21 protein-coding genes are annotated in these 22,320 nt (G+C 68.8%); 10 read left to right on the plus strand and 11 right to left on the minus strand.

Annotated elements, in window-relative coordinates; genetic code table 11:
- Nucleotides 1–196 precede the first annotated feature (196 nt).
- The gene (locus tag AB0I19_RS23895; protein ID WP_357151557.1) at nucleotides 197–1,318 is read right to left on the minus strand and encodes an FAD-dependent monooxygenase; all 1,122 of its coding nucleotides are present in this window, start codon (nucleotides 1,316–1,318) and stop codon (nucleotides 197–199) included.
- 160 nt (nucleotides 1,319–1,478) lie between these two features.
- On the opposite strand from AB0I19_RS23895, the gene AB0I19_RS23900 reads away from it, so the two are divergent.
- On the plus strand, nucleotides 1,479–2,045 hold the full coding sequence (locus tag AB0I19_RS23900; RefSeq protein ID WP_357151303.1) for a TetR family transcriptional regulator: 567 nt from the start codon (nucleotides 1,479–1,481) through the stop codon (nucleotides 2,043–2,045).
- A 16-nt stretch (nucleotides 2,046–2,061) separates the two neighbouring features.
- Here AB0I19_RS23900 and AB0I19_RS23905 read toward each other — a convergent pair whose 3' ends face one another.
- Nucleotides 2,062–2,484 carry a MerR family transcriptional regulator gene (locus tag AB0I19_RS23905; protein WP_357151305.1) on the minus strand — a complete coding sequence of 141 codons (423 nt, stop codon included), beginning with the start codon at nucleotides 2,482–2,484 and terminating at the stop codon, nucleotides 2,062–2,064.
- A gap of 46 nt (nucleotides 2,485–2,530) precedes the next feature.
- Here AB0I19_RS23905 and AB0I19_RS23910 point away from each other — a divergent pair, with 46 nt between their 5' ends.
- On the plus strand, nucleotides 2,531–3,583 hold the full coding sequence (locus AB0I19_RS23910; protein ID WP_357151307.1) for an MBL fold metallo-hydrolase: 1,053 nt from the start codon (nucleotides 2,531–2,533) through the stop codon (nucleotides 3,581–3,583).
- Here AB0I19_RS23910 and AB0I19_RS23915 read toward each other — a convergent pair.
- The 4 genes from AB0I19_RS23915 to AB0I19_RS23930 are packed head-to-tail and all read right to left on the minus strand — an operon-like array spanning nucleotide 3,536 to nucleotide 8,528.
- The gene (locus AB0I19_RS23915; RefSeq protein ID WP_067644481.1) at nucleotides 3,536–4,966 is read right to left on the minus strand and encodes a gluconate:H+ symporter; all 1,431 of its coding nucleotides are present in this window, start codon (nucleotides 4,964–4,966) and stop codon (nucleotides 3,536–3,538) included. The genes AB0I19_RS23910 and AB0I19_RS23915 overlap by 48 nt on opposite strands.
- Before the next feature lie 11 nt (nucleotides 4,967–4,977).
- Nucleotides 4,978–5,619, minus strand: coding sequence for a bifunctional 4-hydroxy-2-oxoglutarate aldolase/2-dehydro-3-deoxy-phosphogluconate aldolase (gene eda, locus AB0I19_RS23920; protein ID WP_357151309.1), 642 nt, complete (start codon nucleotides 5,617–5,619; stop codon nucleotides 4,978–4,980).
- Nucleotides 5,616–7,223 (minus strand): D-aminoacylase, encoded by a 1,608-nt coding sequence (locus AB0I19_RS23925; protein WP_357151311.1) that lies wholly within the window; start codon nucleotides 7,221–7,223, stop codon nucleotides 5,616–5,618. Before AB0I19_RS23925 ends, eda begins: the two co-directional genes overlap by 4 nt.
- A 9-nt stretch (nucleotides 7,224–7,232) precedes the next feature.
- On the minus strand, nucleotides 7,233–8,528 hold the full coding sequence (locus AB0I19_RS23930) for an amino acid deaminase (protein WP_357151313.1): 1,296 nt from the start codon (nucleotides 8,526–8,528) through the stop codon (nucleotides 7,233–7,235).
- Nucleotides 8,529–8,673: 145 nt separating this feature from the next.
- Here AB0I19_RS23930 and AB0I19_RS23935 point away from each other — a divergent pair, with 145 nt between their 5' ends.
- From AB0I19_RS23935 to AB0I19_RS23950, 4 genes are all read left to right on the plus strand, one after another.
- Nucleotides 8,674–9,705: a sugar kinase gene (locus AB0I19_RS23935; protein WP_357151315.1), complete on the plus strand. Its 1,032-nt coding sequence runs from the start codon at nucleotides 8,674–8,676 to the stop codon at nucleotides 9,703–9,705.
- A complete protein-coding gene (locus tag AB0I19_RS23940; protein WP_357151317.1) occupies nucleotides 9,702–10,472 on the plus strand; it encodes an IclR family transcriptional regulator in 771 nt (256 codons plus the stop codon). The genes AB0I19_RS23935 and AB0I19_RS23940 overlap by 4 nt, the downstream gene beginning before the upstream one ends.
- Before the next feature lie 4 nt (nucleotides 10,473–10,476).
- On the plus strand, nucleotides 10,477–10,884 hold the full coding sequence (locus tag AB0I19_RS23945) for a RidA family protein (RefSeq protein ID WP_067644498.1): 408 nt from the start codon (nucleotides 10,477–10,479) through the stop codon (nucleotides 10,882–10,884).
- Nucleotides 10,885–10,991: 107 nt separating this feature from the next.
- A complete protein-coding gene (locus AB0I19_RS23950; RefSeq protein ID WP_357151319.1) occupies nucleotides 10,992–11,159 on the plus strand; it encodes a hypothetical protein in 168 nt (55 codons plus the stop codon).
- Between the two features lie 69 nt (nucleotides 11,160–11,228).
- On the opposite strand, the gene AB0I19_RS23955 is transcribed toward AB0I19_RS23950, so the two are convergent.
- Nucleotides 11,229–11,906 (minus strand): response regulator transcription factor, encoded by a 678-nt coding sequence (locus tag AB0I19_RS23955; protein ID WP_357151321.1) that lies wholly within the window; start codon nucleotides 11,904–11,906, stop codon nucleotides 11,229–11,231.
- Nucleotides 11,907–13,091 carry a histidine kinase gene (locus AB0I19_RS23960; protein ID WP_357151323.1) on the minus strand — a complete coding sequence of 395 codons (1,185 nt, stop codon included), beginning with the start codon at nucleotides 13,089–13,091 and terminating at the stop codon, nucleotides 11,907–11,909.
- A gap of 227 nt (nucleotides 13,092–13,318) precedes the next feature.
- Here AB0I19_RS23960 and AB0I19_RS23965 point away from each other — a divergent pair, with 227 nt between their 5' ends.
- Nucleotides 13,319–14,818: an alpha/beta hydrolase gene (locus AB0I19_RS23965; RefSeq protein ID WP_357151325.1), complete on the plus strand. Its 1,500-nt coding sequence runs from the start codon at nucleotides 13,319–13,321 to the stop codon at nucleotides 14,816–14,818.
- A gap of 3 nt (nucleotides 14,819–14,821) precedes the next feature.
- On the opposite strand, the gene ppc is transcribed toward AB0I19_RS23965, so the two are convergent.
- The 3 genes from ppc to AB0I19_RS23980 are packed head-to-tail and all read right to left on the minus strand — an operon-like array spanning nucleotide 14,822 to nucleotide 19,317.
- Nucleotides 14,822–17,593, minus strand: a complete 2,772-nt coding sequence (gene ppc / locus AB0I19_RS23970) for a phosphoenolpyruvate carboxylase (RefSeq protein WP_357151327.1) — start codon at nucleotides 17,591–17,593, stop codon at nucleotides 14,822–14,824.
- A 58-nt stretch (nucleotides 17,594–17,651) separates the two neighbouring features.
- Complete coding sequence (locus AB0I19_RS23975; RefSeq protein ID WP_357151329.1) at nucleotides 17,652–18,209, minus strand: sugar O-acetyltransferase; 558 nt, start codon at nucleotides 18,207–18,209, stop codon at nucleotides 17,652–17,654.
- Between the two features lie 40 nt (nucleotides 18,210–18,249).
- Nucleotides 18,250–19,317 carry an ABC transporter substrate-binding protein gene (locus tag AB0I19_RS23980; RefSeq protein ID WP_357151331.1) on the minus strand — a complete coding sequence of 356 codons (1,068 nt, stop codon included), beginning with the start codon at nucleotides 19,315–19,317 and terminating at the stop codon, nucleotides 18,250–18,252.
- Nucleotides 19,318–19,400: 83 nt separating this feature from the next.
- Between AB0I19_RS23980 and AB0I19_RS23985 the strand changes: the two genes are divergently transcribed.
- The 3 genes from AB0I19_RS23985 to AB0I19_RS23995 are packed head-to-tail and all read left to right on the plus strand — an operon-like array spanning nucleotide 19,401 to nucleotide 22,311.
- Entirely contained in the window at nucleotides 19,401–20,432 is a 1,032-nt protein-coding gene (locus tag AB0I19_RS23985) for an iron ABC transporter permease (RefSeq protein ID WP_357151333.1), read from the plus strand.
- Complete coding sequence (locus tag AB0I19_RS23990) at nucleotides 20,429–21,511, plus strand: iron chelate uptake ABC transporter family permease subunit (protein ID WP_357151335.1); 1,083 nt, start codon at nucleotides 20,429–20,431, stop codon at nucleotides 21,509–21,511. The genes AB0I19_RS23985 and AB0I19_RS23990 overlap by 4 nt, the downstream gene beginning before the upstream one ends.
- The gene (locus AB0I19_RS23995; RefSeq protein ID WP_357151337.1) at nucleotides 21,511–22,311 is read left to right on the plus strand and encodes an ABC transporter ATP-binding protein; all 801 of its coding nucleotides are present in this window, start codon (nucleotides 21,511–21,513) and stop codon (nucleotides 22,309–22,311) included. The genes AB0I19_RS23990 and AB0I19_RS23995 overlap by 1 nt, the downstream gene beginning before the upstream one ends.
- Nucleotides 22,312–22,320: the final 9 nt, after the last annotated feature.

Raw genomic sequence — 22,320 nt, forward strand, 5'->3', positions numbered from 1 at the left:
GCATGCGCGAAGCGCGAGTCTCGAGCGCTGTTCGCGCGGCCCCCCAGGGGCCGCGCTCGAGCGCGCCAGCGCTCCAAAAACACAGCCCAATACCTCCGTGGTGCACAAAACACCGACAGGGTTCCGCACGGCCGCGAGTGCGGCAGGTACACCTACCAGCACCGCCCGAAACAACCACCACTCCCCCAACCTGAAATCACGGCTCCCAATCCAAAACCTTTCCCAGCGAACGAAACTGAGCACCGGCCGGAGTCATCCGCAAAGCCGCATCACGAACAGCAACCAACGGCCGCGCGGACAGTTGAGCGACAACCCCGATCGCTCCCGACCGCCGAGCGATCATCTGCGTACGAGGCCGCCGCTCGGAGTCATAGCGCCTCAACCCATCAGTCCTACCGGCCAACCGCGAAAGAACAACCGCATCCTCGAGCGCCTGACACCCACCCTGCCCGAGATTCGGCGTCATAGCGTGAGCGGCGTCGCCGAGCAACGCGAGACGACCCGCGGTGAAGGTCGGCAGCGCGGGAAGTTCATAGATATCGTTGTGCAGCACCGTGTTCGGATCGGCAGCCGCGAGCAGCGCCGGAATGGGATGGTGCCAGCCGGCGAAGCGGGCACGCACATCGGCGAAACTGCCGCCGACACCTTCCTCGGCGTCATAGACCGCGAAGCAGTAGATGCGCCCATCGGGCAGCGGCGCCATGCCGAAACGTGCTCCCCGACCCCATGTTTCACCGAATTCGGTCAACGGCTCGGCGATACCGACCACCGCACGCCACACCGTGTACCCCGCATACCGCGGCGCGACCTCCCCACAGACGGCCCGCCGGACAACGCTGCGGATACCGTCTGCGCCGACGACCAGGTCGGCAGTAGAGCTGACCTCGCCCATGTCCCGCCCCGACCCGGCCGAATAAACGACCGTCCCGTCCGAGTCGACCCGCTCCACTGAAACCCCAGTCTCCACAACCCCTTCCGGCAGAGCACCCCGAAGAATATCCAGCAACGCAGCCCGATGGATCATCACCGGCGCCCCGAACCGACGCCGCATGGTCGCCACATCGGTCCGCGACAACCATCGCCCCCGCTCGTCCCGAATCCCCGCCGACACATCGTCCAACCCCTGCGCCCGCACCGCCTCGCCGACACCGAGTGCGTCCAGCGCCCGCAAGGCATTGGGCCACAGCGAGATTCCCGCCCCGACCTCGGTGTACCGCGCCGCTCGTTCGAGCACCCGCACCGACCATCCGCGTTCGATCAGCCCGAGGGCGACCGCCGTCCCCCCGATTCCGCCGCCGACAACTATCGCTGTAGCCATTCCGAACCCTTCGTATCGAGTGACGATCCCTGTCCGGGTACCACTTGCGGACCGGAGAGGCTCGCGCACGAAGCCTTCCCGGTGCGATGCCACCGTACTACAGCTGTAGTGAGTAACACTACGGATGTAGTGCCCATCACTACGCCCGTAGTATCGATCTGTGGCAACCAAACGCGAACAGATCCTCGACGCGGCCATCGAGGTATTGGGCACGCGCGGCTCACGTGGCCTTACCCACCGCGCCGTAGACCAAGCCGCCGAACTACCCGCCGGCTCCACGTCCAACTATTTCCGTACCAGGGAAGCGCTGCTGTGCGGGGTGGCCGAGCGTCTCGAACAGCGCGATCACGCCGACTGGACCGCCCTGCACCGCGTGCTCGGGCCGCCGACCGTCGACCACCTCGTCGACGCACTCGCCCGATTCATCACCCACGCGACGACCACCGACCGCGTCCGCACCCAGGCCCGCCTCGCCCTCTTCGGCGAATCCCAAGCGATGCCGACCGTCGCCGAATCGCTGCGGCGCGGGCACGGACGGCTACGCGAGCAGGCGGTCGAGCTCGCCGCTCAGGCGGGCATCGGTCCGATCGACGCCGGAATCCTCGTCGACTACATGGACGGCGCGGTCATCCACCGTCTCACCGGCGCGGAGCATGGCAAAGATCCCCGCGAGGCACTCGAACGGCTGACTCGAACACTCTCGCCGCCCGCCCGAAAGGCGCGCTGACGCACCTCGCGACCGACTACCCGAACAACGCGCCGATGCGTTCCGCCGCATCCTCGCGACTGAACCCGACGCACTCCGGACATTCATCGACGATCGGGTGTGTACAGCGCAGCACGTGGGCCAGGAAATCGATGGTGCGCGTGAGATCGCGCACGCGCGCACCCAGTTCGGCCTGCTTGCCCGCGAAGAGTTCGACCCGCTCCGCCCGGGACCGAGCCGCGAACAGGTCCTTGATCTCGGCCAGCGAAAGCCCGGCTCGCTGACAGAGCAGCACAAGGCGCGCACGAACCACCAGGTCGTCGCTGTAGACCCGCTGACCGCCCGGCGCCCGGGGCGGGACGAGCACCCCGACGTCCTCCCAATGACGCAGCACATGGGCGGCGACACCCAGTTCGACGGCGACATCACCGATTCGGCGCGGTCCGGCGGTATTGGTCACGTTCGCCTCTTTACTTCAGGTCGACCTGAAGTTTTAGCGTAACTCCATGACAACCGAACACAACCTCGCACCGGTGGGCGAGCGAGTAGCGACGCCGGATGTGTGGCAATGCTGCCGCGCCGCGACCACGGCGATCACCGGTGCCGTGCTGCCGCGCCGACCCGATCGCCGATTCCTTTCCGCCCTGCGCGACAACGGATTACCGCGTGGCTCGGCAACGGTCGAACTGGTCGCCTTGGCACAGAACGCCCGCAGCGTGCCGACCGCCGCCGTCGTCGAAGGGGTGTTCACTCCGCGCCGGATCGAGTCCGCGATGACGGCCTTCGTCGTGCGGCACCCCCGGGCGACGTTCCTCGTCGACCCGGGCATCTGCGTCGACGTGCGGCGCCGGGCGGTAGCCGAACTACCGCCGGTGCTGCGGCTCGCGGTGAACCCACCGAGCGATGTGCTCGATATCCGAGAGTCTTTGCAGCGCAGCCGGATCGATGCCGGTGACATCGACTTCGCGCTGCCGACCCACCTGCACTGGGATCATGTCGCCGGACTGCTCGATCTGCCGGACCTGCCGCTGCGGCTGCATCGACCCGAGCACCGGTGGGCGATGACCGGCCCGGTCGCCCCCGTCGGCGGCGTGCGGCAAGCCGTCCGGGATCGCCCGCTCGACTGCTACGAACTCGACGGCCCGCCCGTCCTCACCTTCGCCGCGAGCCACGATCTGTTCGGCGACGGCGCGGTGGTGCTGGTCGATCTGTCCGGCCACACACCTGGCAGCATCGGAATTCTGCTCCGCACCGCACGCGGACCCGTCCTGCTGGCGGGCGACGCGGTCTGGCACAACCTGCAGACCACCGAGCTGCGCCAGAAGTCGGGCTACCCCGGCGCGCTGGCCGACGACGACCGCACCGGTGCCTGGCGGACGATCCATCGCCTGCACGCCGTTCGCGATGCGGTCCGCATCGTGCCCAGCCACGACCACCGGGCCGCGTGCGCCTGGACCGAAGACAGCGCGACCGGGCTGCCCGCGCAGGACAGCCCGGTTTCGGCCGAACCGCTACACGATCGAGAACAGCAGCGCCGCGACCGCGAAACTCACCACTGACAACACGGTTTCGAGCACCGTCCACGTCTGCAGTGTCTGTTTCACCGTCATGTTGAAGTACTTCGCGATGATCCAGAAACCGCCGTCGTTGACGTGGCTGAGGATGATCGAGCCCGCGGCGATCGCCATGGCGATCAGGGCGATCGACATCTGCGAGTAGTTCTGCTCGGCGACCAGCGGGGCGACGATGCCGCCGGTGGTGACGATGGCGACCGTGGCCGAACCCTGGGCGATGCGCAGGCCGCAGCTGATGAGGTAGGCGAGCACGATGACGGGCAGGCCGGCCGCCGACATCGTGTCGGCCAGGGCGGTGCCGATACCGGTGGCCGAGATGACCTTGCCGAAGAACGCGCCCGCGCCGACCACCAGCAGCACCATGCCGACCGGCTTGAGCGATTCGGCCGTGATGACGCTGAGCTCCTGCACGGTGGAACCACGCCGGATACCGAGCAGGTAGAACGCGACGAGCACGGTGATGAGCAGCGCCACGGCGGGCGTGCCGAAGAAGGTGAGCACCTGCAGCAGGGCCGAATCCTTGTCCAGCAGTTGGTATCCGAAGGTGGCACCGAGGATCAGTACCAGCGGGATGGCGATGATGGCGCCGATCAACGCCACCGAGGGCGGGGCCTTGGTGACCACACCGGTGGCGACGATGCCGCCCTCCTCGTCGTCGGTGTCGGGCTCGAGCGGCACGAATTCCTCGGGTACCGAGACGATGACCCGCTTGCCGATGTAGGTCCCCCAGAGGATGCCGGAGGCGATGAAACCCGGTATGCCGCAGACGAAGCCCATCACGATCAGCCAGCCGAGACTCACGCCGAGCAGGCCGCCGAGCGCGACCGGTCCCGGATGCGGCGGCAGGAACGCGTGCGTCATGGACAGACCGGCCAGCATGGGCATGGCGTAGAGCACCAGCGAGCGTCCACCGCGCTTGGCCGCGACGTAGATCAGGGGTGCGAGGACGAAGATGCCGATATCGAAGAACACCGGGATGCCGAAGATGAGGCCGAGGATGCCCATCGCGACGGGCGCGCCCTTCTCACCGAACACCCGAAGCAGCTTGTCGGTGAGAACATCGGCGCCGCCGGATCTTTCGAGGATGGCACCGAGCACGGTGCCGAGCCCGATGATCACCGCGATGTGTCCGAGAATATTGCCGAAGCCGGTCTCTAGCAGCGACTCACCCGCCTTGAGCGGAGTGCCGACGATCTGGGAGACCGGTAGTCCGGCGGCCAGGGCCAGCAGCAGACCGGTGAGCAGCAGCGCGACGAACGGCTCCAGTTTGATCTTGATAATAGCGATGAGCAGTACGGCGATCGCGAGACCGCACAGCACCAGCAACCCAGGGGTGGTGGTGCGCAGCCAGTCGACTGTGGCGCCCATGGACAAACCTCTCAATCCAGCGAATGAACGAAACGTGCGGCCCGCGAGCCGATCTCGGACCAGCGCGAGCTCGCGACGTCCAGGGGTGCGACCACCTCGGTGCCCGCGGTGACGGCGATGGCGCCCGCCTGCAGGTATTCCCGCGCGTTGTGCGCGTTGACGCCGCCGGACGGAATCAGGAACACGTGCGGGAACGGACCGAGCAGGTCTTTGAGATAGGCGGGGCCGAGTGAGCGGGCGGGGAAGATCTTCACCGCTGCCGCACCCAGGTCGACCGCCGCCAGTACCTCGGTGGGCGTGAAAGCACCCATGATGACCGGGATCCGGTTGGCCACAGCGACTTCGGCGACTTCCGGACGCACCGCAGGGGTGACGAGGAACTGCGCGCCGACGTCGACGGCCGCCGCCGCCTGGTCGCGGGTGGTGACGGTGCCGACGCCGATCACCGCGTCGGCAGCGCTGCGCGCCTTCGCGATCGCGTCGAGCACACCGAGGGTGGTGAAGGTGAATTCGACCGCACGCAATCCCGCCCCGGCCAGTGCCTCGGCCAGTGCGACGGGATCGGGGACGGCGGGTGCGCGGACGACGGTGAGCGCCCGGTCGGCCCGGATCACCTCCATCGCCCGTGACGACGAGCTCAGCAGTGGATTCATCGGGTCTCCTCTCGCGTGGCGTCCATGCGCAGGGCACGACCGGCGCGGACTCCGGTCGCGGTGCCGTTCTCCACGGCGAATTCGCCGTTGACCAGCACGTGCTGGATACCACGCGCCTGCTGACGTGGCTGCTCGAACGTGGCCGTGTCGTGGATCGTTGCCGGATCGAACACCACCAGGTCGGCGGCGAAACCGGGTCGGATCAGGCCGCGCTCGGCCAGCCGCAGCCGGGCGGCGGGACGGCCGGTGAGGTGATGCACGCAGTCCTCGAGACCGAGGACGCCGAGCTCACGGACATAGCGCGACAGGTAGCGCGGGAAGGTGCCCCACGCGCGCGGATGCGGGCGGGCGCCGACCAGCAAACCGTCGCTGCCGCCCATGTGCCCGGCATCGACCATGATCGCGCGCACGTTCTCCTCGTGGCCCACGTGCTGCAGGATCGTGGTGGCCAGCTGGTCGCGCTCCAGCAGCTCGAAGAACACCTCGACGGGCGCGGTGCCGCGCTCGGCGGCGATCTCGGCGACGGTGCGGCCGACGTGCTCGGCGAGTTCGTCGTTGCCGACACCGCTGATCTGGATGGTCTCCCACTCGACGGTGACACCGTGACACCCGTCGGACCCGTGCACGTCCACATCGGCGGCGATGCGGCTGCGCGCGGCCGGGTCGCCGAGCCGTTCCAGCGCGGCGTCGGGACCGCCCGACATCGCCCAGCTGGGTAGCAATGCCGACAGGGTGGTCGAGCCGGGCAGGTACGGGTAGGTGTCGAGGGTGATGTCGCAGCCGTCGGCGCGGGCACGGGCGATCATGGCGAGCAATTCCGGTGCGCGACCGCGATTCACACCGAAGTTCATGGTGGCGTGGGTCAGGTGCAGGGCGCAGCCGGTGGCCTTCGCCAGACCGATCATTTCGGCGTAGGCCTCCAGCGCGCCCGCACCGTAGGAGCGGGTGTGCGGGGCGTAGAAGCCGCCGTAGGAGGCGACGACGGCGCACAGGGCGGCGAGCTCACCGGTGTCGGCATACATTCCGGGCGTGTAGGTGAGCCCGCTCGACATGCCGACCGCGCCCTCGTCGAGCCCCTGCGCGAGCAGCGCGCACATCCGGTCGATCTCGGAGGTGGTCGCCGCACGCTGATCGGCGCCGACGACGAGCAGACGCAGCGTCCCCTGCGGAACCAGATACGCGGCGTTGGGAGTGATGCCCTCGTCGAGCCGGTCCAGGTACTGACCGACGGTGCGCCAGGAGAAGTCGAAGTCGGCGGGGTTGCCGTTCCAGCCCGCGATCTGCTTGCGCACCAGCGCGAGTGCGGCGTCGTCGATCGGCGCGTAGGACAGCCCGTCCTGGCCGATCACCTCGGTGGTGACACCCTGGGTGATCTTCGGGATGTGCTCGGGGTGGGTGAGCAGGTACAGATCGGAATGGGCGTGCATATCTATGAAGCCCGGCGCGAGGACCGAGCCCGGCCGCACACCGACCGCGGGAGCGTCGGTGTGGATCGAATCGGCGATCTCGGCGATGCGGCCGTCGCGGACGAGGACGTCGCCGTGGGTGCGTGGTCCGCCGGTGCCGTCGACGATATCGATGTCGCGAAAGAGCAAGGAGGTCATGGTCGTCCGTCAGAAGTAGGTGCGGATGAGGTCGACCACGCGCGGGTGCGCCGTCTCGGCGGAGTCGATCACGGGAATCAGCCGCCATTTGTCGAAGGCGGTGCAGGGGTGCGAAAGGCCCAGCCGGACAACACTTCCCACGGGAAGATCCGCGAACGTGGCGCCGGGCAGACGCAGGAAGGTGTGCTGGTCGTTGAGCGCGCTCACCTGCGCGCCCGACGGGAGTGCCGACCCGCCGACCACGAGTTGCGGTGTCGGCAGGCCCTCGTCGAAGGGGAAGTCGCGTTTGCCGCCGTCGAGCAGGGCGAGTTCCGGCTCCGGACGGGAGACGACCCTGGCCCAGCCGTGCATCGCCGAACGCAGGCCGGGGTCGGCGGCGGGGGCGCTCAGCGGGGAGATGCCCGCGTAGAAGCCGTCGTCGTGGACGAGGTATGCCCCGCTACGCAACACCACGGTGGTCGATCCCGGCGCAGTCGGCAGCTGATCCGAGGCGAGACCGGCCAGTTCCTCGACGACCAGTTCGGGATAGGCACTGCCGCCCGCCGAGACGATAGCGGGCCCGGAGTACAGCTCGCCGAGTTCGCGGTGCAGGGCGGCGAGTTCGCGCAGGTAGTCACGAACCGCGGTCAGCGCCGCGGGGGTGCGATCGTGGGCCAGCGCGCCTTCGTATCCGCCCACGCCCGCCAGCACGAGGCGTTCGCTGCCGACCAGGGCATGCGCGACCGCGAGCGCCTCGGCACGGGTCCGCGCCCCGGTACGACCGTGCGTGCCACCCAGTTCGACGAGCACGCGGACCCGCGGACCGGGCGCGGTGTCGCGCAGGATCTTGTCCATCAGCTCGACGGTGGCGATGCTGTCGGCCCAGCAGTAGAACTCGAAATTCTCGTCGCGCGCCGACTCCTCGGCCACCCACGCCAGTCCGATCGGGTCGACCAGCGCGTTGGCGAGCAGGATGCGGCCGACACCGAAGGAGCGAGCGAGCTGTGCCTGCCAGGCGGTGGCCAGGGTGATTCCCCAGGCACCTGCCCGCAACTGTTCGCGCCACAGCTGCGGCGCCATGGTGGTCTTGCCGTGCGGGGCGAGCGCGACATCACCGGCACTGCTCCAGTCGGCCATCAACGCCCGGTTGGCGTCGAGGGCAGCGCGGTCGAGGGTGAGCAGCGGCGTCTGCCAGTGCGTGAGTTGCGGTGTGCCCGTGAGGTATTCGCGGACCGTGTGGCCCCACGCGGCGGGTGGGGCGCTCTTGATGTGCGGACCGAGCAGCTCGGCGGCCAGCGCGTCGACGACATCGTTGTCGATGGTCACAGCATCCCTTTCCCGGCGGGTACACAGCAAGATCGGACATGTCCGAGAGCTATTGCACTATATGCAACGCGAGTTGCACTGAATGTTTCTGCTCGTTATTGTGCATGCAGACAGCAGTGACCGCAACCACGAAAGGTCCGACGAGGTGACCCAGGTAACAAAGGCGCAGCCCAGGGCGGTCACCGTTGGTGAGGGATTGGCAGTGCTCATCGCCGAGCCCGGCCCGCTCGAACGCTCCGGGATGTTCGAGCGTTGCGCCGGTGGCGCCGAGGCGAACGTGGCTTCGGTGCTTGCCCAGCTCGGGATATCGGCGGCATGGCTGTCGCGGGTCGGTGACGACGGGTTCGGGCGCTACCTGACGGCCGAGCTGGCCCGTGCGGGGGTGGACGTGGCAGCGGTCGCGGTCGACCCGATGCGGCCGACCGGCATCTACATCAAGGAGCGCGGCGGCGGCTCGGGCGCGACACACGACCTACCCCGTGGCGAGAGCCGCATGCACTACTACCGATCCGGGTCGGCCGCCAGCGCACTCTCGCCCGCCGACCTCGACGCACCGCCACTGGGACGAGCCGACCTCGTGCACTTCACCGGCATCACCCCCGCGCTGTCCGAGTCGGCGTGCGCGCTCACCCGCGGCCTGCTCGACCGCCCGCGACACGGTTCGCTGGTCAGCTTCGACCTGAATTACCGTCCGGCCGTGTGGGGTTCGCGTATCGGCGCGGCCGCCGACGAACTCGCCGCGCACGTGCGTGGCGCCGATGTCGTGTTCCTCGGCGCCGACGAAGCCACCGAGATCTTCGGTACCGGTGATCCGGTGGCCCTGCGTGGCCTGTTCCCCGAGCCCGGGCAGCTGATCGTCAAGAACGACAAGCACACCGCGATCGGCTTCGACGGTGATCACGTGGTGGAAGTTCCCGCGCTGAACCTCACCGTCACCGAACGCATCGGCGCCGGTGACGCCTTCGCCGGCGGCTACCTCGCGGCACTGCTGCACGGCGCCGACCTGCGCACCCGTCTGCGCTACGGGCACCTGTGCGCGGCCGCCACCCTCACCGCCTCGGGCGACTCGGCGAAACTTCCACCGTCCCAAGAACTCCGGCGACTGGCCGCGCTTCCCGACGACGCCTGGACGGGGCTCACCTATCCACCGCGAGCAGATGGGACGATCGGGCCATGAGTCAAAGCGTGTCGCGAGCCCTGTCCATTCTGATCGCGCTCGGCGAGGACTCCCAGTCCCTCGACGAACTCGCGGGCCGGCTCGGGGTGCACAAGTCGACCGTGCTGCGGCTGCTGCAGACCATGCAGGCCGAACGATTCGTGGTCCGCGACGCCGCGCACCGCTACTCCCTGGGTAGCCGCATGTTCGAATTGGCAAGCCACGCACTGGAAAACCGTGATGTACGCACGGTCGCCCGGCCGCATCTGAGCGCCCTCGGCACGACCACGGGCCAGACGGTGCACCTGGCCGCCTACGAGTCCGGCGACGCGGTCTACATCGACAAGGTCGATGCCGAACAGTCGGTGCGGATGTACTCGCGCATCGGCAGGCCCGCTCCCCTGCATTGCACGGCCGTCGGCAAGGTTCTCGTCGCCGCGCTGCCGCGCTCCGAATGGGCCACGGTCGCAGCACGTTTGGACTACCACCCGTTCACCCCGCGCACTCTGCGTACGCCGGAGCGATATCTCGCCGAGCTGGAAAGGGTCGCGGCCCAGGGCTTCGCCGAGGACCACGAGGAACACGAAAGTTTCGTCAACTGCATCGGTGTGCCCGTGCGCGACGGCATCGGCAATGTGGTCGCCGCCGTGTCGGTCTCGGTGCCCGATGTGCTGCTCGATCACGACCAGGTGCTCGCACTGCTCCCCCAGGTGCGTGCGTGCGCCGATGCCATCTCCACCGAACTCGGCTGGGATCCCCGCCGAGCCGTCCCCGCGAGGAAAGGCTGAACCAATGTCCGACAAGATCGCCGTCCGCACCTCCGACGCTCCCGCCCCCGCCCACACCTTCTCCCAGGGCGTGCGCAAGGGACCGTTTATCCAGGTCTCCGGGCAGGGTCCGGTCGACCCGGAAACCAACGAATACCTGCACCAGGGTGACGTGGCCGCCCAGACCACCCGCACCCTGATGAACGTGAAGGCCATCATCGACGCGTCCGGCGCCACCTTCGACGACGTGGTGATGTTGCGCGTGTACCTCACCAAGCGCGAGGACTTCGCGATCATGAACGAGGCGTACGGCGAGTTCGTCACCGAGCACACCACCGACGGGGTGCTGCCGTCGCGCACCACCGTGTTCACGGGGCTGCCGCGCGCCGAGATGCTCGTGGAGATCGATGCCGTGGCGATCGTGACCGATTGAGCGACTGCGTTTCCCGCGATGCGACGGACACCGGAGCGGGGCTCGTGTTGAGATGGGTCGGGCCCCGCCTGGGGCCTGTTCGACCCGTCCTACCCGAGGATCAGCCTATGTTCGTCAAGACCGCCCGCCCGCTCGCCGTCGCCGCACTCGCCCTGTTCGTCACCGCTACCGGTGCGGGCACCGCCTCGGCCGCCACCGCGACGCCTGTCGTCGGTTCGGTGTCGATCTGCACCGGCATCCCGGTCGGCCCGTTCACCATCAGCGTCTGCCTGTGACCTAGGCCTGTCGAAGTCGCAGGTGGGGGTGGTGCCGCGCAGCGGCGCCGCCCCCACCTGTCTTCCGGCTCATTGTTCCGCGTCGCGAACCAGCAGTGCGATCTGTACCCGATTGGCGAGACCGAGCTTGGTGAACAGATTGCCGGTGTGTGCCTTGACGGTGGCGACGGTGACCTGCAACCTCGCGGCGATCTCCGGGTTGCCGAGCCCGTCCGCGATGGCTCGCGCGGTGTCGAGTTCGCGTTCCGACAGGGCGGCCAGCCGTTTCCGCGCGGCGTCGCGGGAGTCGCTGCGGGCTTCGGCGGAACCCGGCCCGGTCGCCGCGGCGATCACCCGCGCCGTGACCGTGGGAGACAGCATGGGATTACCGGCCGCGACGGTGCGCACCGCGTCGGCGATCCGCGCGGGCGGGGTGTCCTTGAGCACGAAGCCCAGGGCCCCGGCGCGTAGGGCACGCAGTACCAGTTCGTCGGAATCGAAGGTGGTCAGCATGAGCACCGCGGGCGCGGCCGGTTCGGCGCGCAGGGACCGGGTGGTGTCGACGCCGTCGCGGCCGGGCATCCGCACATCCATCAGCACGACGTCGGGTCGCTGTTCGCGCACCACCTCGATCGCGGTGTCTCCGTCGGCGGCCTCCGCGACGACGGTCAGATCCGGCTCGCCGTCGATGACGAGTCGTAGCGCCATCCGCACCAGCTGGTCGTCGTCGACGATGACGACGCGCACCGTTTCCTGATCACTGTGCACTCATGCTCTTTTCTCGTGATCGTGCTCCGGCCAGGGAAGTTGCGCGGTGAGAACGTACCCGTTGTCGGATGTGTGATGGTGGTCGAGTGTTCCGCCTGCGAGGGTGATGCGCTCGGCGAGGCCGAGGAGACCGTAGCCCGAGGCCGGTGGCCGGGCGACGGCGGTGGTGCCCGCCGAATTACGCACGCTGACGTGCAATTCGCCGCCGGGCGCCCCGTCCACGGTGACGCGGACCTCCGCCGTCGGCGCATGCTTCGCGGCATTGGTCAGCCCTTCCTGGATCACCCGATAGCCGGTCCGTCCCACGGTCTCGGGTGGGGTGCCGGTCACCGTGCCGGCGAGCGTCACGTCCAGGCCCGACGACCGGGCGTCGGCCACCAGCTCCGGGATCCGGTCCAGGGTGGGTTGCGGTGGTTCGGGGCGGTCGGGGTCGGCACGGAGCACGCCGAGGACATCCCGGAGTTCTTCCAGCGCTTGGCGGGAACCGTCGGCGATCCCGCGGATCAGCATGCGCTTCTCCTCGGCCGAAAGGTCGTCACGGTGATCGAGGACGCCGGCCTGCATGGCGACCAGCGAGATCCGGTGGGCGAGCACATCGTGCATTTCGCGGGCGATCCGGTTGCGTTCGGTGGCCCGTGCCTGTGCCGCCCGGGCACCCTGTTCGCGTTCGGCGCTGTCGGCGCGTTCGCGCAGCGATCGCACTTCGACGCGGCGGGCATCGATGGCCACGCCGGTGGCCACGGCGATCCCCGCGGTCGAGACCGTCAGTGCGAATTGCAGCCAGACCGGGGCGGGCGGGGTGTCGACCGGGTAGAGACCCTGAGCGAACTGCGCCGCCGTCACATACGCCGCAACGACCACGGCGATCTCGACCGGACGGCGACGGGTGGACAGCGAACACAGTGCCAGCAGCGCGGCACCGGTGGCGAGCGCCGACGCAGCCGAGGCGATCACGACCACCAGGGCGATGGCGAACGGGAACCGGCGCCGCAACGGCAGCACCGCCAGGCAGCCGAGTGCGATCAGCGGATCACCGGTCACCAGCCAGGAACATGTGTCGGCCGTACAGCCTGCAGGCAGTACGGCGGCGACGGAGAACCAGAGGGCGGCGCCGATTGCCGCGGCCGCCGTCAGCCGCCAGGTCTGCTGCCATACCCCGAGTCGTGCCGGGCCGTCGGTGTCCACCCGGCCATTATCGCGACGACGACCGGCCTCGAGCACCCACCCAGCGGCTGAGATGTGCTCGACCCGGGGCGAATAGCCGACTCGACTTTCGTCGAACACGATCGCCGCCGCCGGGGCGATGTGCCTGCGGCGCGGACTCGACAGACTCGGTCATGTACCAGCCGGACACGAGCGCCCGCTGACGGCCTGCTCGTGGTAGGCGCCATTTCGTCGGGGAGTAGCAGCGTATGAATCGACAACGGACCTGGAGCGTGCTTGCCGTGCTCGGTCTCACCGGAGCGCTGGTCGGGGCGCCCATCGCGGCCGCGCAGCCGACCGAACGCCCCGCGACGCAGATGCGGTGGGGCGCATGTCCCGACGGGGTCGAAGATCCCGCAGCCGGGCCCGCCCAGTTGCAGTGCGCCACCGTCGCGGTGCCCTTGAACTACAGCGAGCCCGGAGGCGTGCGGATCGAGATCATGATCTCGCGGCTGGCGAGCAAGAACCCGGACAAGCGTCGCGGCGTGTTGTTGCTCAACCCCGGTGGTCCAGGTGGTTCGGGCTTGGATCAGCCCAAGTTCCTGGCCGCTCACGGATTGCCCGCAGAGGTGCTGGACAGCTATGACGTGATCGGTATGGATACGCGCGGGGTAGGGCATTCGGCACCGGTGAGCTGCGGGTTCACCGATGATCAGGCGTACTTCGGCAATATCGCGCCGTACGCGGTGAACGACGCGGCGGTCACCGAGCGGGCCGCGGTCGCCCAGGGGGTCGCCGAGCAGTGCGCGGCCAACGACCACGACGGCCGGTTGCGCCACATCTCGACAGCGAACATGGCCCGCGACCTGGACCGGATCCGGGCGGCGCTGGGTGCGGACGAGGCGAGCTTCCTCGGCTACTCCTACGGCACCGCATTGGGCGCCGCGTACGCCTCGATGTTCTCGCAGCAGGCCGACCGCATCGTGCTCGACAGCAATATCGGCGACACCCACCTCGACCACGACGGGATGCGCCTGTACGGCCTCGGCATGGAACAGACGTTTCCCGACTTCGCGCAATGGGCCGCCGACCGCCACGACACATACGGCCTGGGCCGCACATCGGAAGAAGTGCGGCACACGTACTTCACCCTCGCCGAGCGACTCGACGCGAACCCGGTGGACGGAATGGACGGCAGTCTCTTCCGTTTCGGCACCTTCTTCACGCTCTATCGCCCGGCGCTGTACGCGTCGGCCGCCGAGAGCTGGAAGTCGCTGCTCGAAACCGGACGTCCCGGGCCCGCGGGCGGCCGCCCGCCGGGTACGGGTGCGCCTTCGCCGAACGACAACGGCTGGTCGGTCTTTCTGGCAGTGACCTGCAACGATGTCGAATGGCCCGAGGACATCGCGACCTACCGGCGTGCCGTTGGAGAGGACCGGGAACGGTACCCGCTCTACGGTGCGGCCGCCGCGAACGTGATGCCCTGCGCCTACTGGAAGCTCGGGCCCTCCGAGCCGCCGGTGCGAATCGACAACACCGGCCCGGCCGATGTGCTGATCGTGCAGAACCAGCGCGACCCGGTCACCCCGCTACGCGGCGGCCAACTGCTCGACGAGAAGTTCGGTCAGCGCTCCCGCTCGGTCATCGTCGACGGGAGCGGGCACGGGGTCTACGTTCTCGGCGACAACCCCTGCGCGACCGCCGCCGTCACCGGCTACCTGGTGGACGGCACCATGCCCGACCACGACATCACCTGTCACGCGGGCTAGGACCTAGCCCGAGTTGCGCAGGGCGGTGGCGAGACCGTTCATGGTGAGCAGGATGCCCCGCTTCACCAGTTCGGAATCGTCGCCCCCGCGCAGCCTGCGCAGCAGGTCGACCTGGAGCTGGTTGAGCGGTTCCAGGTAGGGGAAACGATTGTGGATCGACTCCGCCAGCGACGGGTTGTCGCTGAGGAGTTCGTCGTGGCCGGTGACCGCCTTGTACATGCGGATGGTTCGCGCGTGTTCCTCGCGGATCATCCCGAAGATCGTGTCGCGCAGGTGTTCGTCGTCGACGAGGTCGGCGTAGCGGGCGGCGATGTCGAGGTCGCTCTTGGCCATCACCTGCGCCAGGTTCGACAGCACCGTGCGCAGGAAAGGCCAGCGCTGGTACAGATCGGTGAGCCGGGCCAGGCGTGCCGGATCGTCGCCGACCCAGTCCTCGAGTGCGGTGCCGGTGCCGTACCAGCCCGGCAGCATGACGCGGGCCTGGCTCCACGCCATCACCCACGGGATCGCACGCAGGTCCGACACCGAATTGGTCGGTTTGCGCGAGGCCGGGCGGCTGCCGATATTGAGATCGCCGACCTCGGCAACCGGGGTGGACTGCCGGAAGTACTCGACGAAGCCGGGGGTGTCGTGCACGAGGTGCGCGTAGGCGGCGCGGGCCCGGGTCGCCAGGTCGTCGAGCAGTTCGTAGGCGGGTTCGGCGTCGTCGCCGAGGCCCTCCACATCGAGCAGGGTGGATTCGAGGGTGCCCGCGATGAGTGACTCCAGGTTGCGATGTGCCGCACCGGATTCGGAATACTTCGCGGCGATCACCTCGCCCTGTTCGGTGAGCCGCAACGACCCGCGCACGACGCCGGCGGGCTGGGCGAGGATCGCGTCGTAGCTGCGACCACCACCACGTCCGACGGTGCCGCCACGACCGTGGAAGAGCCGCAACCGGATTCCCGATTTGCGCGCCACCTCGACCAGGTCCAGTTCGGCGCGGTAGAGCGCCCAGTTCGCCGCCAGGTACCCGCCGTCCTTGTTGGAATCGGAGTAGCCGAGCATCACTTCCTGCCGCATCCCGGCGGCGGCGACGAGGTCACGGTACACCGGAACCTCCAGTGCGGCAGCGAGAGTCGCCGCGCCCGCACCGAGGTCCTCGATGGTCTCGAACAGCGGGACGATACCGACCGGGCTGTGCGGTGAACCGTCGGGCGTGCCGGGATCGAGGATCCCTGCTTCCTTGAGCAGCAGGGCGGCCTCGAGCATGTCGCTCACCGACGTGCACATGCTGATGATGTAGTTCGGCACGGCGGCGGCACCGAAGGTGTCGATCACGTCCTTGGCGGCTCGCAGCACACCGAGTTCCTTGGCCGCCAGCTCGCTCAGCCGCGCGTTCGGGCCGAGAAGTGGCCTGCGGGTGCGTAATTCGGTGGCCAGCAGGTCGACCCGTTCGGCTTCGCTCAGGCTCGCGTAGTCCTGGTGCGCACCCGACCAGGCGAGCAGTTCGGTGACGACCTGTTCGTGCACCTCGGAGTTCTGGCGCATGTCGAGGCCCTGCAGGTGAAAACCGAAGGTCTCCACGGCGTGGCGCAGGGCGGCGAGGCGGTCGTCGGCGAGCAGGGCGTCACCGCTGGCGCGCAGGGAGGCATCGATCGCGTCCAGGTCGTCGAGCACAGCCTGCGGGGTGGGGTACGGCTCGGCATCTGTGGCGAGACCGTTGTCCGGGAGGCGGTCGAGCGCGCGTCGCGCGGTGGCACTGAGGCGGGCCCGGATCGCATGCAGCGCACGGCGATACGGTTCGTCGGCGAACACGGCCGGGTCGTCGTAACCGGACTCCGCGAGCGCGGTGACCGCCGGGCTCACCCGCACCAGCCGCGCCGACTGCGACAGCGACTTCTCCAGTTCCACCAGCTCACCCAGGTAGCGGCCGAAGGCGTAGGCGGCGGCCTGCTCGGCGGCGGTGTGCACGACGTCGGCTGTCACATAGGGGTTTCCGTCGCGGTCGCCACCGATCCAGGAGCCGGGGCGCAGGATCGGGCGCTCGAGCAGGTCGACATCGGGCCAGCGGGAACGCAGGGCCGCACGGACCTCGGCGTTGATCGCCGGGATCACGTCGTAGAGGGTCAGGTCGTAGTAGCGCAGGCCGACCGAGATCTCGTCTTGAATCCGCAAGCGTGCCAACCGGATCAGCGCGGTGCGCCACAGGGTGAGCACTTCACGGCGAATTCGCAGCTCGGTGTCGTCGTAACCGGGATCGCCGGGCTCGAGCCTGCGCCGCAACCGCATCAGGGCGGTGATCTTGGCCTGCACATCGAAGACCGTGCGCCTGCGCGTCTCGGTGGGGTGCGCGGTGATCACCGGGGAGACCAGGGCGTCGGTGAGCTGTTCGGCCACGCTCGCGCCTTCCAGGTCGGCGGCGTCGAGTTTGGCGTAGGTGGCGGCCAGCGACGAATCCTGCGGCGGCTCGCCCGCGGCGACGTGTGCGGCACGGCGGCGGTCGCGCTGGATGTCCTCGGCCAGATTGGCCAGCAGCACGAAGTAGCTGAACGCCCGGATCAGTGGCAGCGCCACCCCGGTGGGGGTGCCGTCGAGCATGTCGGCGACGGCACTGCGCTCCACTTCCTCGCGACGCACCCGGAACGCCTCGATGCGGACCCGCTCGATGAGGTCGAACACCTCGGGTCCTTCGTGGTCACGGATGGTTTCACCGAGGATGCCGCCGAGGAACCGGATGTCCTCGCGCAACGGCCGGGTGGCTTCCTGCTCCTGCACGACTCGCGATTGGCCCATGAACAGACAGTATTGCCGCCGACCCACCGAACGCGACCCGGCGACGCGCGGATCACACCTACAGCGCCCGGATCACCCTGGCCGGATTGCCCGCCGCGAACACGCGGTCGGGCAGGTCGCGGGTGACCACGCTGCCCGCACCGACCACCACGTCGTCGCCGATGCTGACCCCGGGACACACGATGACTCCGCCGCCGAACCACACGTTGTTCCCGATCCGGATGGGCGCCGCCGATTCCCAGCGCTGCCTGCGCTTTTCGTGATCCTGCATCGGATGAAGGGCGGTGAGCAGCTGACAGCGCGGCCCGATCGAACAGTCGTCCCCGATGATGATCGGCGCGCAATCGAGCAGGATCGCGTCGTAATTGAGGAAGCTGTTGGCACCGATCTCGATCAGATAGCCGTAGTCGCACTGGAATCGCGGCATGATCCACGACCCCTCACCCAGTTTTCCGAGGAGATCACCAAGGAGCTCGGTCCGCCGGTCGGTTTCGTCGGGCCCGGTGCGATTGAACTCGTCGCACAACCGTTGCGCCCGTTGCCGTTCGGCCACGAGTTCCGGATCGTTGTCCTTGTACAGGTCCCCCGCCAGCATGCGCTGCTTCTGTTCGCCCACCCCGCCGAGTGTAGGGGTGGGCGCACAGGAAGCTCCGCGCCTACTTAGCCGGGTCGACCCCGAAGGTCGCGGCGATGTCGTCGAGTACCGCGTGCGCGCCGGTGAGACCGACCGATGTCAGCCAGACCAGGTCGTCGACCGGGGTGATCTTGCCGCGCAGCTGGTTCCACAGCGGGTTGGCCTCGGCGGCCGCCTTGCGCTGGGTGGCGGCGTCCTCACCGCTGCTGGTGAGGAAGACGTAGTCGGCGTCGGCGTCGAGCAGACGTTCCGGGCTCAACGTGATCGCGAAGTCGTTCTTCGGGTCGGCGGACTTGTCGGGCTGGTTCAGGCCGGTGTCGGCGAAGATGTCGCCGATGAAGCTGACCCGCTGCATGAGCCGGTCCTCCTTGCCCATGAAACGCAGCAGCGAGACGGTGGGCGCGGTGCCGCCGTTCTTCGCCTTGATCGCCGCGCCGATCGCGGCGGCCCGGTCCTGGTAGGCGGTGAGTTTGGCCTTGGCGAGGTTCTCCTTGTCGACCGCCTTCGCGAGCAACAGCAGGTTCTCCTTCCAGGTGGCGCCGGTGGTCTGGCTGAACACCACCGGCACCGTGCCCGAACCGAGCTTGATGCCACGGAACTGCTCGTACTGCTTCTCGTGACGGACCTTGGCCGACACGATCAGGTCCGGGCGGGTCCCCGCGAGCTTCTCGATGTCGGGGGTCTGGACGTTGCCGATGTTGACCGCGCGGCCGCCGCAGGTCTGCGCCGACGCACCGAGGAACGCGGGCAGCTTGTCCCCCATGGACTGGTAGGTCGTGTACGCGACGAGTTCGGTGTTGAGCACCAGAGCGGCGTCGACGAATGTCTGATCGAGCGCGGCGACCCGGACCGGGCGGGTAGCGATTGTCGCCGGGTCGACGACGGTGCCGACATCCGCACCCGCCGCGTCCTTGACCGCACCCTTCTCGATGGTGCGCGGGTAGGCGCCGCCGTCGAGATTGCTCGCGGTGTCGCAATCACTGCCTGCGGCGCCGGTGGTCGCGCGTTCCTGGCCGCACGCGGAAAGACTCAGTACGGCGGCGGCGACTGCCGCGGCGGCGGCGAGCCGACGGCTCAGTGGGGTATTCATCGACGTCTCCCGGGTGGTTCGGTTGTCCTCAGGGTTGCTAACGTAGCGAAGCCTTACCTAATTACCAACTACGAAGAGGGAAAGTGACCGCATCGCCGCCCGGAGCCGTGTTCGCCGACACGCGGTCTCGCCGGTTGCTACTCATCGCGGGTCTGCTGGTCGCGGTGCTCGCGGCCGTGCTGCTCAGCATGGCCGTCGGCTCGAAATTCATCGCGCCCCTCGAGGTTCTGCAAGCACTCGGCGGCACCACCGACACCGAGACCGGTGCCATCGTCAACGGGCTTCGGCTGCCGCGCACCCTGCTGGGGATCCTGGCCGGGCTCGCGCTCGGCATCGCGGGCGCGGTGATCCAGGGCCACACCAGGAACCCGCTCGCGGATCCGGCACTGCTCGGCATCACCCAGGGTGCGGCGCTCGGCATCGTCGCGGCGGTGATGGTCGGCGGCATCTCGAGCCTGTTCGGCTATGTGTGGTTCGGTTTCGCGGGTGCCTTGATCGCCACCGTCACGGTGTTCGTCATCGGGACGACGGGACGAGGCGGGCCGACCCCGGTGACTCTCGCGCTGGCAGGCGCCGCCGTCAGCTATCTGTTGCAGGGGCTGATCTCGGCGGTGGTGCTGTTCGACACCGACGTCACCGATATCTACCGCTTCTGGAAGGCCGGGTCGCTGGCCGGAACCAGCCTCGACTTGCTCGGTAAGGCAACACCTTTCGTCGTCGCCGGGATCGTGCTCGCCCTGGCCAATACCTCCGCGCTCAACGCGCTCGGCCTGGGTGAGGACACCGCTCGCGCGCTCGGTCATCGCGTCACCCTGGCCCGCACCGTCGGCATCGGCTCGATCGTGCTGCTCACCGGCGCGGTGGTGGCGATCGCCGGACCGCTCGGGTTCGTCGGACTCGTCGTTCCGCACCTCGCGCGCGGCATCACCGGACCCGACTACCGCTGGCTGGTCCCGGTCGCCGGGCTGCTCGGCGTGATCCTGGTGCTGGTCGCCGACATCGCGGGACGAGTGGTGCTGGACAAGGGCGAATTACCCGCGGGCATCATGCTCGCCTTCGTCGGCGTGCCGTTCTTCATCGTGCTCGTCCGTCGCCGGAAGCTGGTGACCGTATGAGTACCGTGCGGGCGGTCCGGCTGGGACCGGTGTCCTGGCAGTTGCGGTTGCGCACCACGGCGGTCCTGTTGCTCGGCGTGGCGGTGCTCGGTGTCACCAGTTGTGTCGCGCTCGCACTCGGCACCTACACGATGCCCGACGGTGGCCCTGTCACGCCGCTGGATGTGCTCGCGGTGCTCACCGGTGGTGGCGACGACGGGCTGGCATACGTGGTGTGGGATCTGCGGCTGCCGCGGATTCTCACCGGTGCGCTGGTCGGCGCGGCGCTCGCGTTGTCCGGGGCGATCACCCAGGGCATCGCGCGAAACCCGTTGTCCAGTCCCGATATTCTCGGTGTCACGGCGGGCGCGAGCGTCGCCGCGGTCGCGGTGATCGCGCTGTCGGGCAGCCGGGGGCAGGTCAGCGGCGCGGTGGCCGAGATCGGGGTGCCGGTGGCAGCCATGCTCGGCGGATTACTCGCGGCGCTGGGAGTTTTCGTGCTGGCCTGGCGCGGCGGGATCGAAGGCTATCGACTCGTACTCGTCGGCCTCGGCGCCGGTTCGCTGCTGTCCAGCGTGACGTTCTGGCTGCTCAGTGTCGGGGAAGTCGATGTCGCGACGCGGGCGGTGACCTGGCTGACCGGCAGCCTCAACGGCAGCGGCTGGATCCAGGTGACACCGGTCGCCATCGCCCTGGCCGTCCTGGTGCCGGTGGTCCTCGCGGGCACCCACCTCCTCGGCGCCCTGCACTTCGGCGACGACACCGCCCGCTCCCTCGGCATCCGGCTCAATACCGCCCGCCTGACCCTGCTGGTGCTCGCGGTGCTGCTCGCCGGGGTCGCGACCGCCTCGGCGGGGGCCGTCATCTTCATCGCCCTCGCGGTGCCGCAGGTAGCGCTGCGGCTCACCGGCTCGGCCCAGCCACCGCTGCTCACCTCGGCGATACTCGGCGCGGCCTTCACCGTCGCCGCCGACCTGGTTGCCCGCACGCTGCTGCCCTCGGGCGAGCTGCCCGTCGGAGTGGTCACCGCCGTGCTCGGCGCCCCCTATCTGATCTATCTGTTGATGCGGCGCAATCGCGCCGGGAAAGCGGGCGTGTGATGACCGTTCGGCTCCAGGCCGACGCCTTGACCCTCGGCTACGGGCCGACCACCGTCGTCGACGGGCTGGATCTCGAAGTCACCGGCGGCACGATCACCGCGGTGATCGGACCCAACGGGTGCGGAAAATCCACGCTCCTGCGCGCGATGGCCCGGCTCCTGCGGCCCACCGGTGGTCATGTGCACCTCGACGGCAAACGCATCGACCGGATGTCGACCAGGGACGTGGCGCGCGTACTCGGCATCCTGCCCCAATCACCGCTGGCCCCGGACGGTCTCACCGTCGCCGACCTCGTCGCACGGGGCAGGCACCCGCACCAGCGGTGGTACCGCCAGTGGTCCCAGGACGACGAGTCCGCCGTCACCGAGGCGCTGACCTGGACCGATATGGTCGAGTTCGCCGACCGCTCGCTCGACGAGCTGTCCGGCGGGCAACGCCAACGCGCCTGGATCTCGATGGCGCTGGCCCAGAACACCGACCTGCTGCTGCTCGACGAACCGACCACCTTCCTCGACCTCGCCCACCAGATCGAGGTGCTCGACCTGGTCCGGCGGCTGCACGCCGAAGCGAACCGCACCGTGGTGATGGTGCTGCACGACCTCAATCTCGCCGCACGCTATGCCCATCGGCTGGTCGCGATGCGGGCCGGATGCGTGGTCGCGGCGGGCACGCCCGCCGAAGTCCTCACCGAGGACGTGGTGGCGCAGGTGTTCGGGCTGCGCGCGAAGGTGATCGAGGACCCGGTCACCGGCACCCCGCTGGTGGTCCCGATCGGACCCGTCGAGGCCGCCACCTCGTAGGGTCGTGGG

The sequence above is a fragment of the Nocardia sp. NPDC050413 genome, assembly GCF_040655475.1.
Taxonomy (GTDB): domain Bacteria; phylum Actinomycetota; class Actinomycetes; order Mycobacteriales; family Mycobacteriaceae; genus Nocardia; species Nocardia coubleae.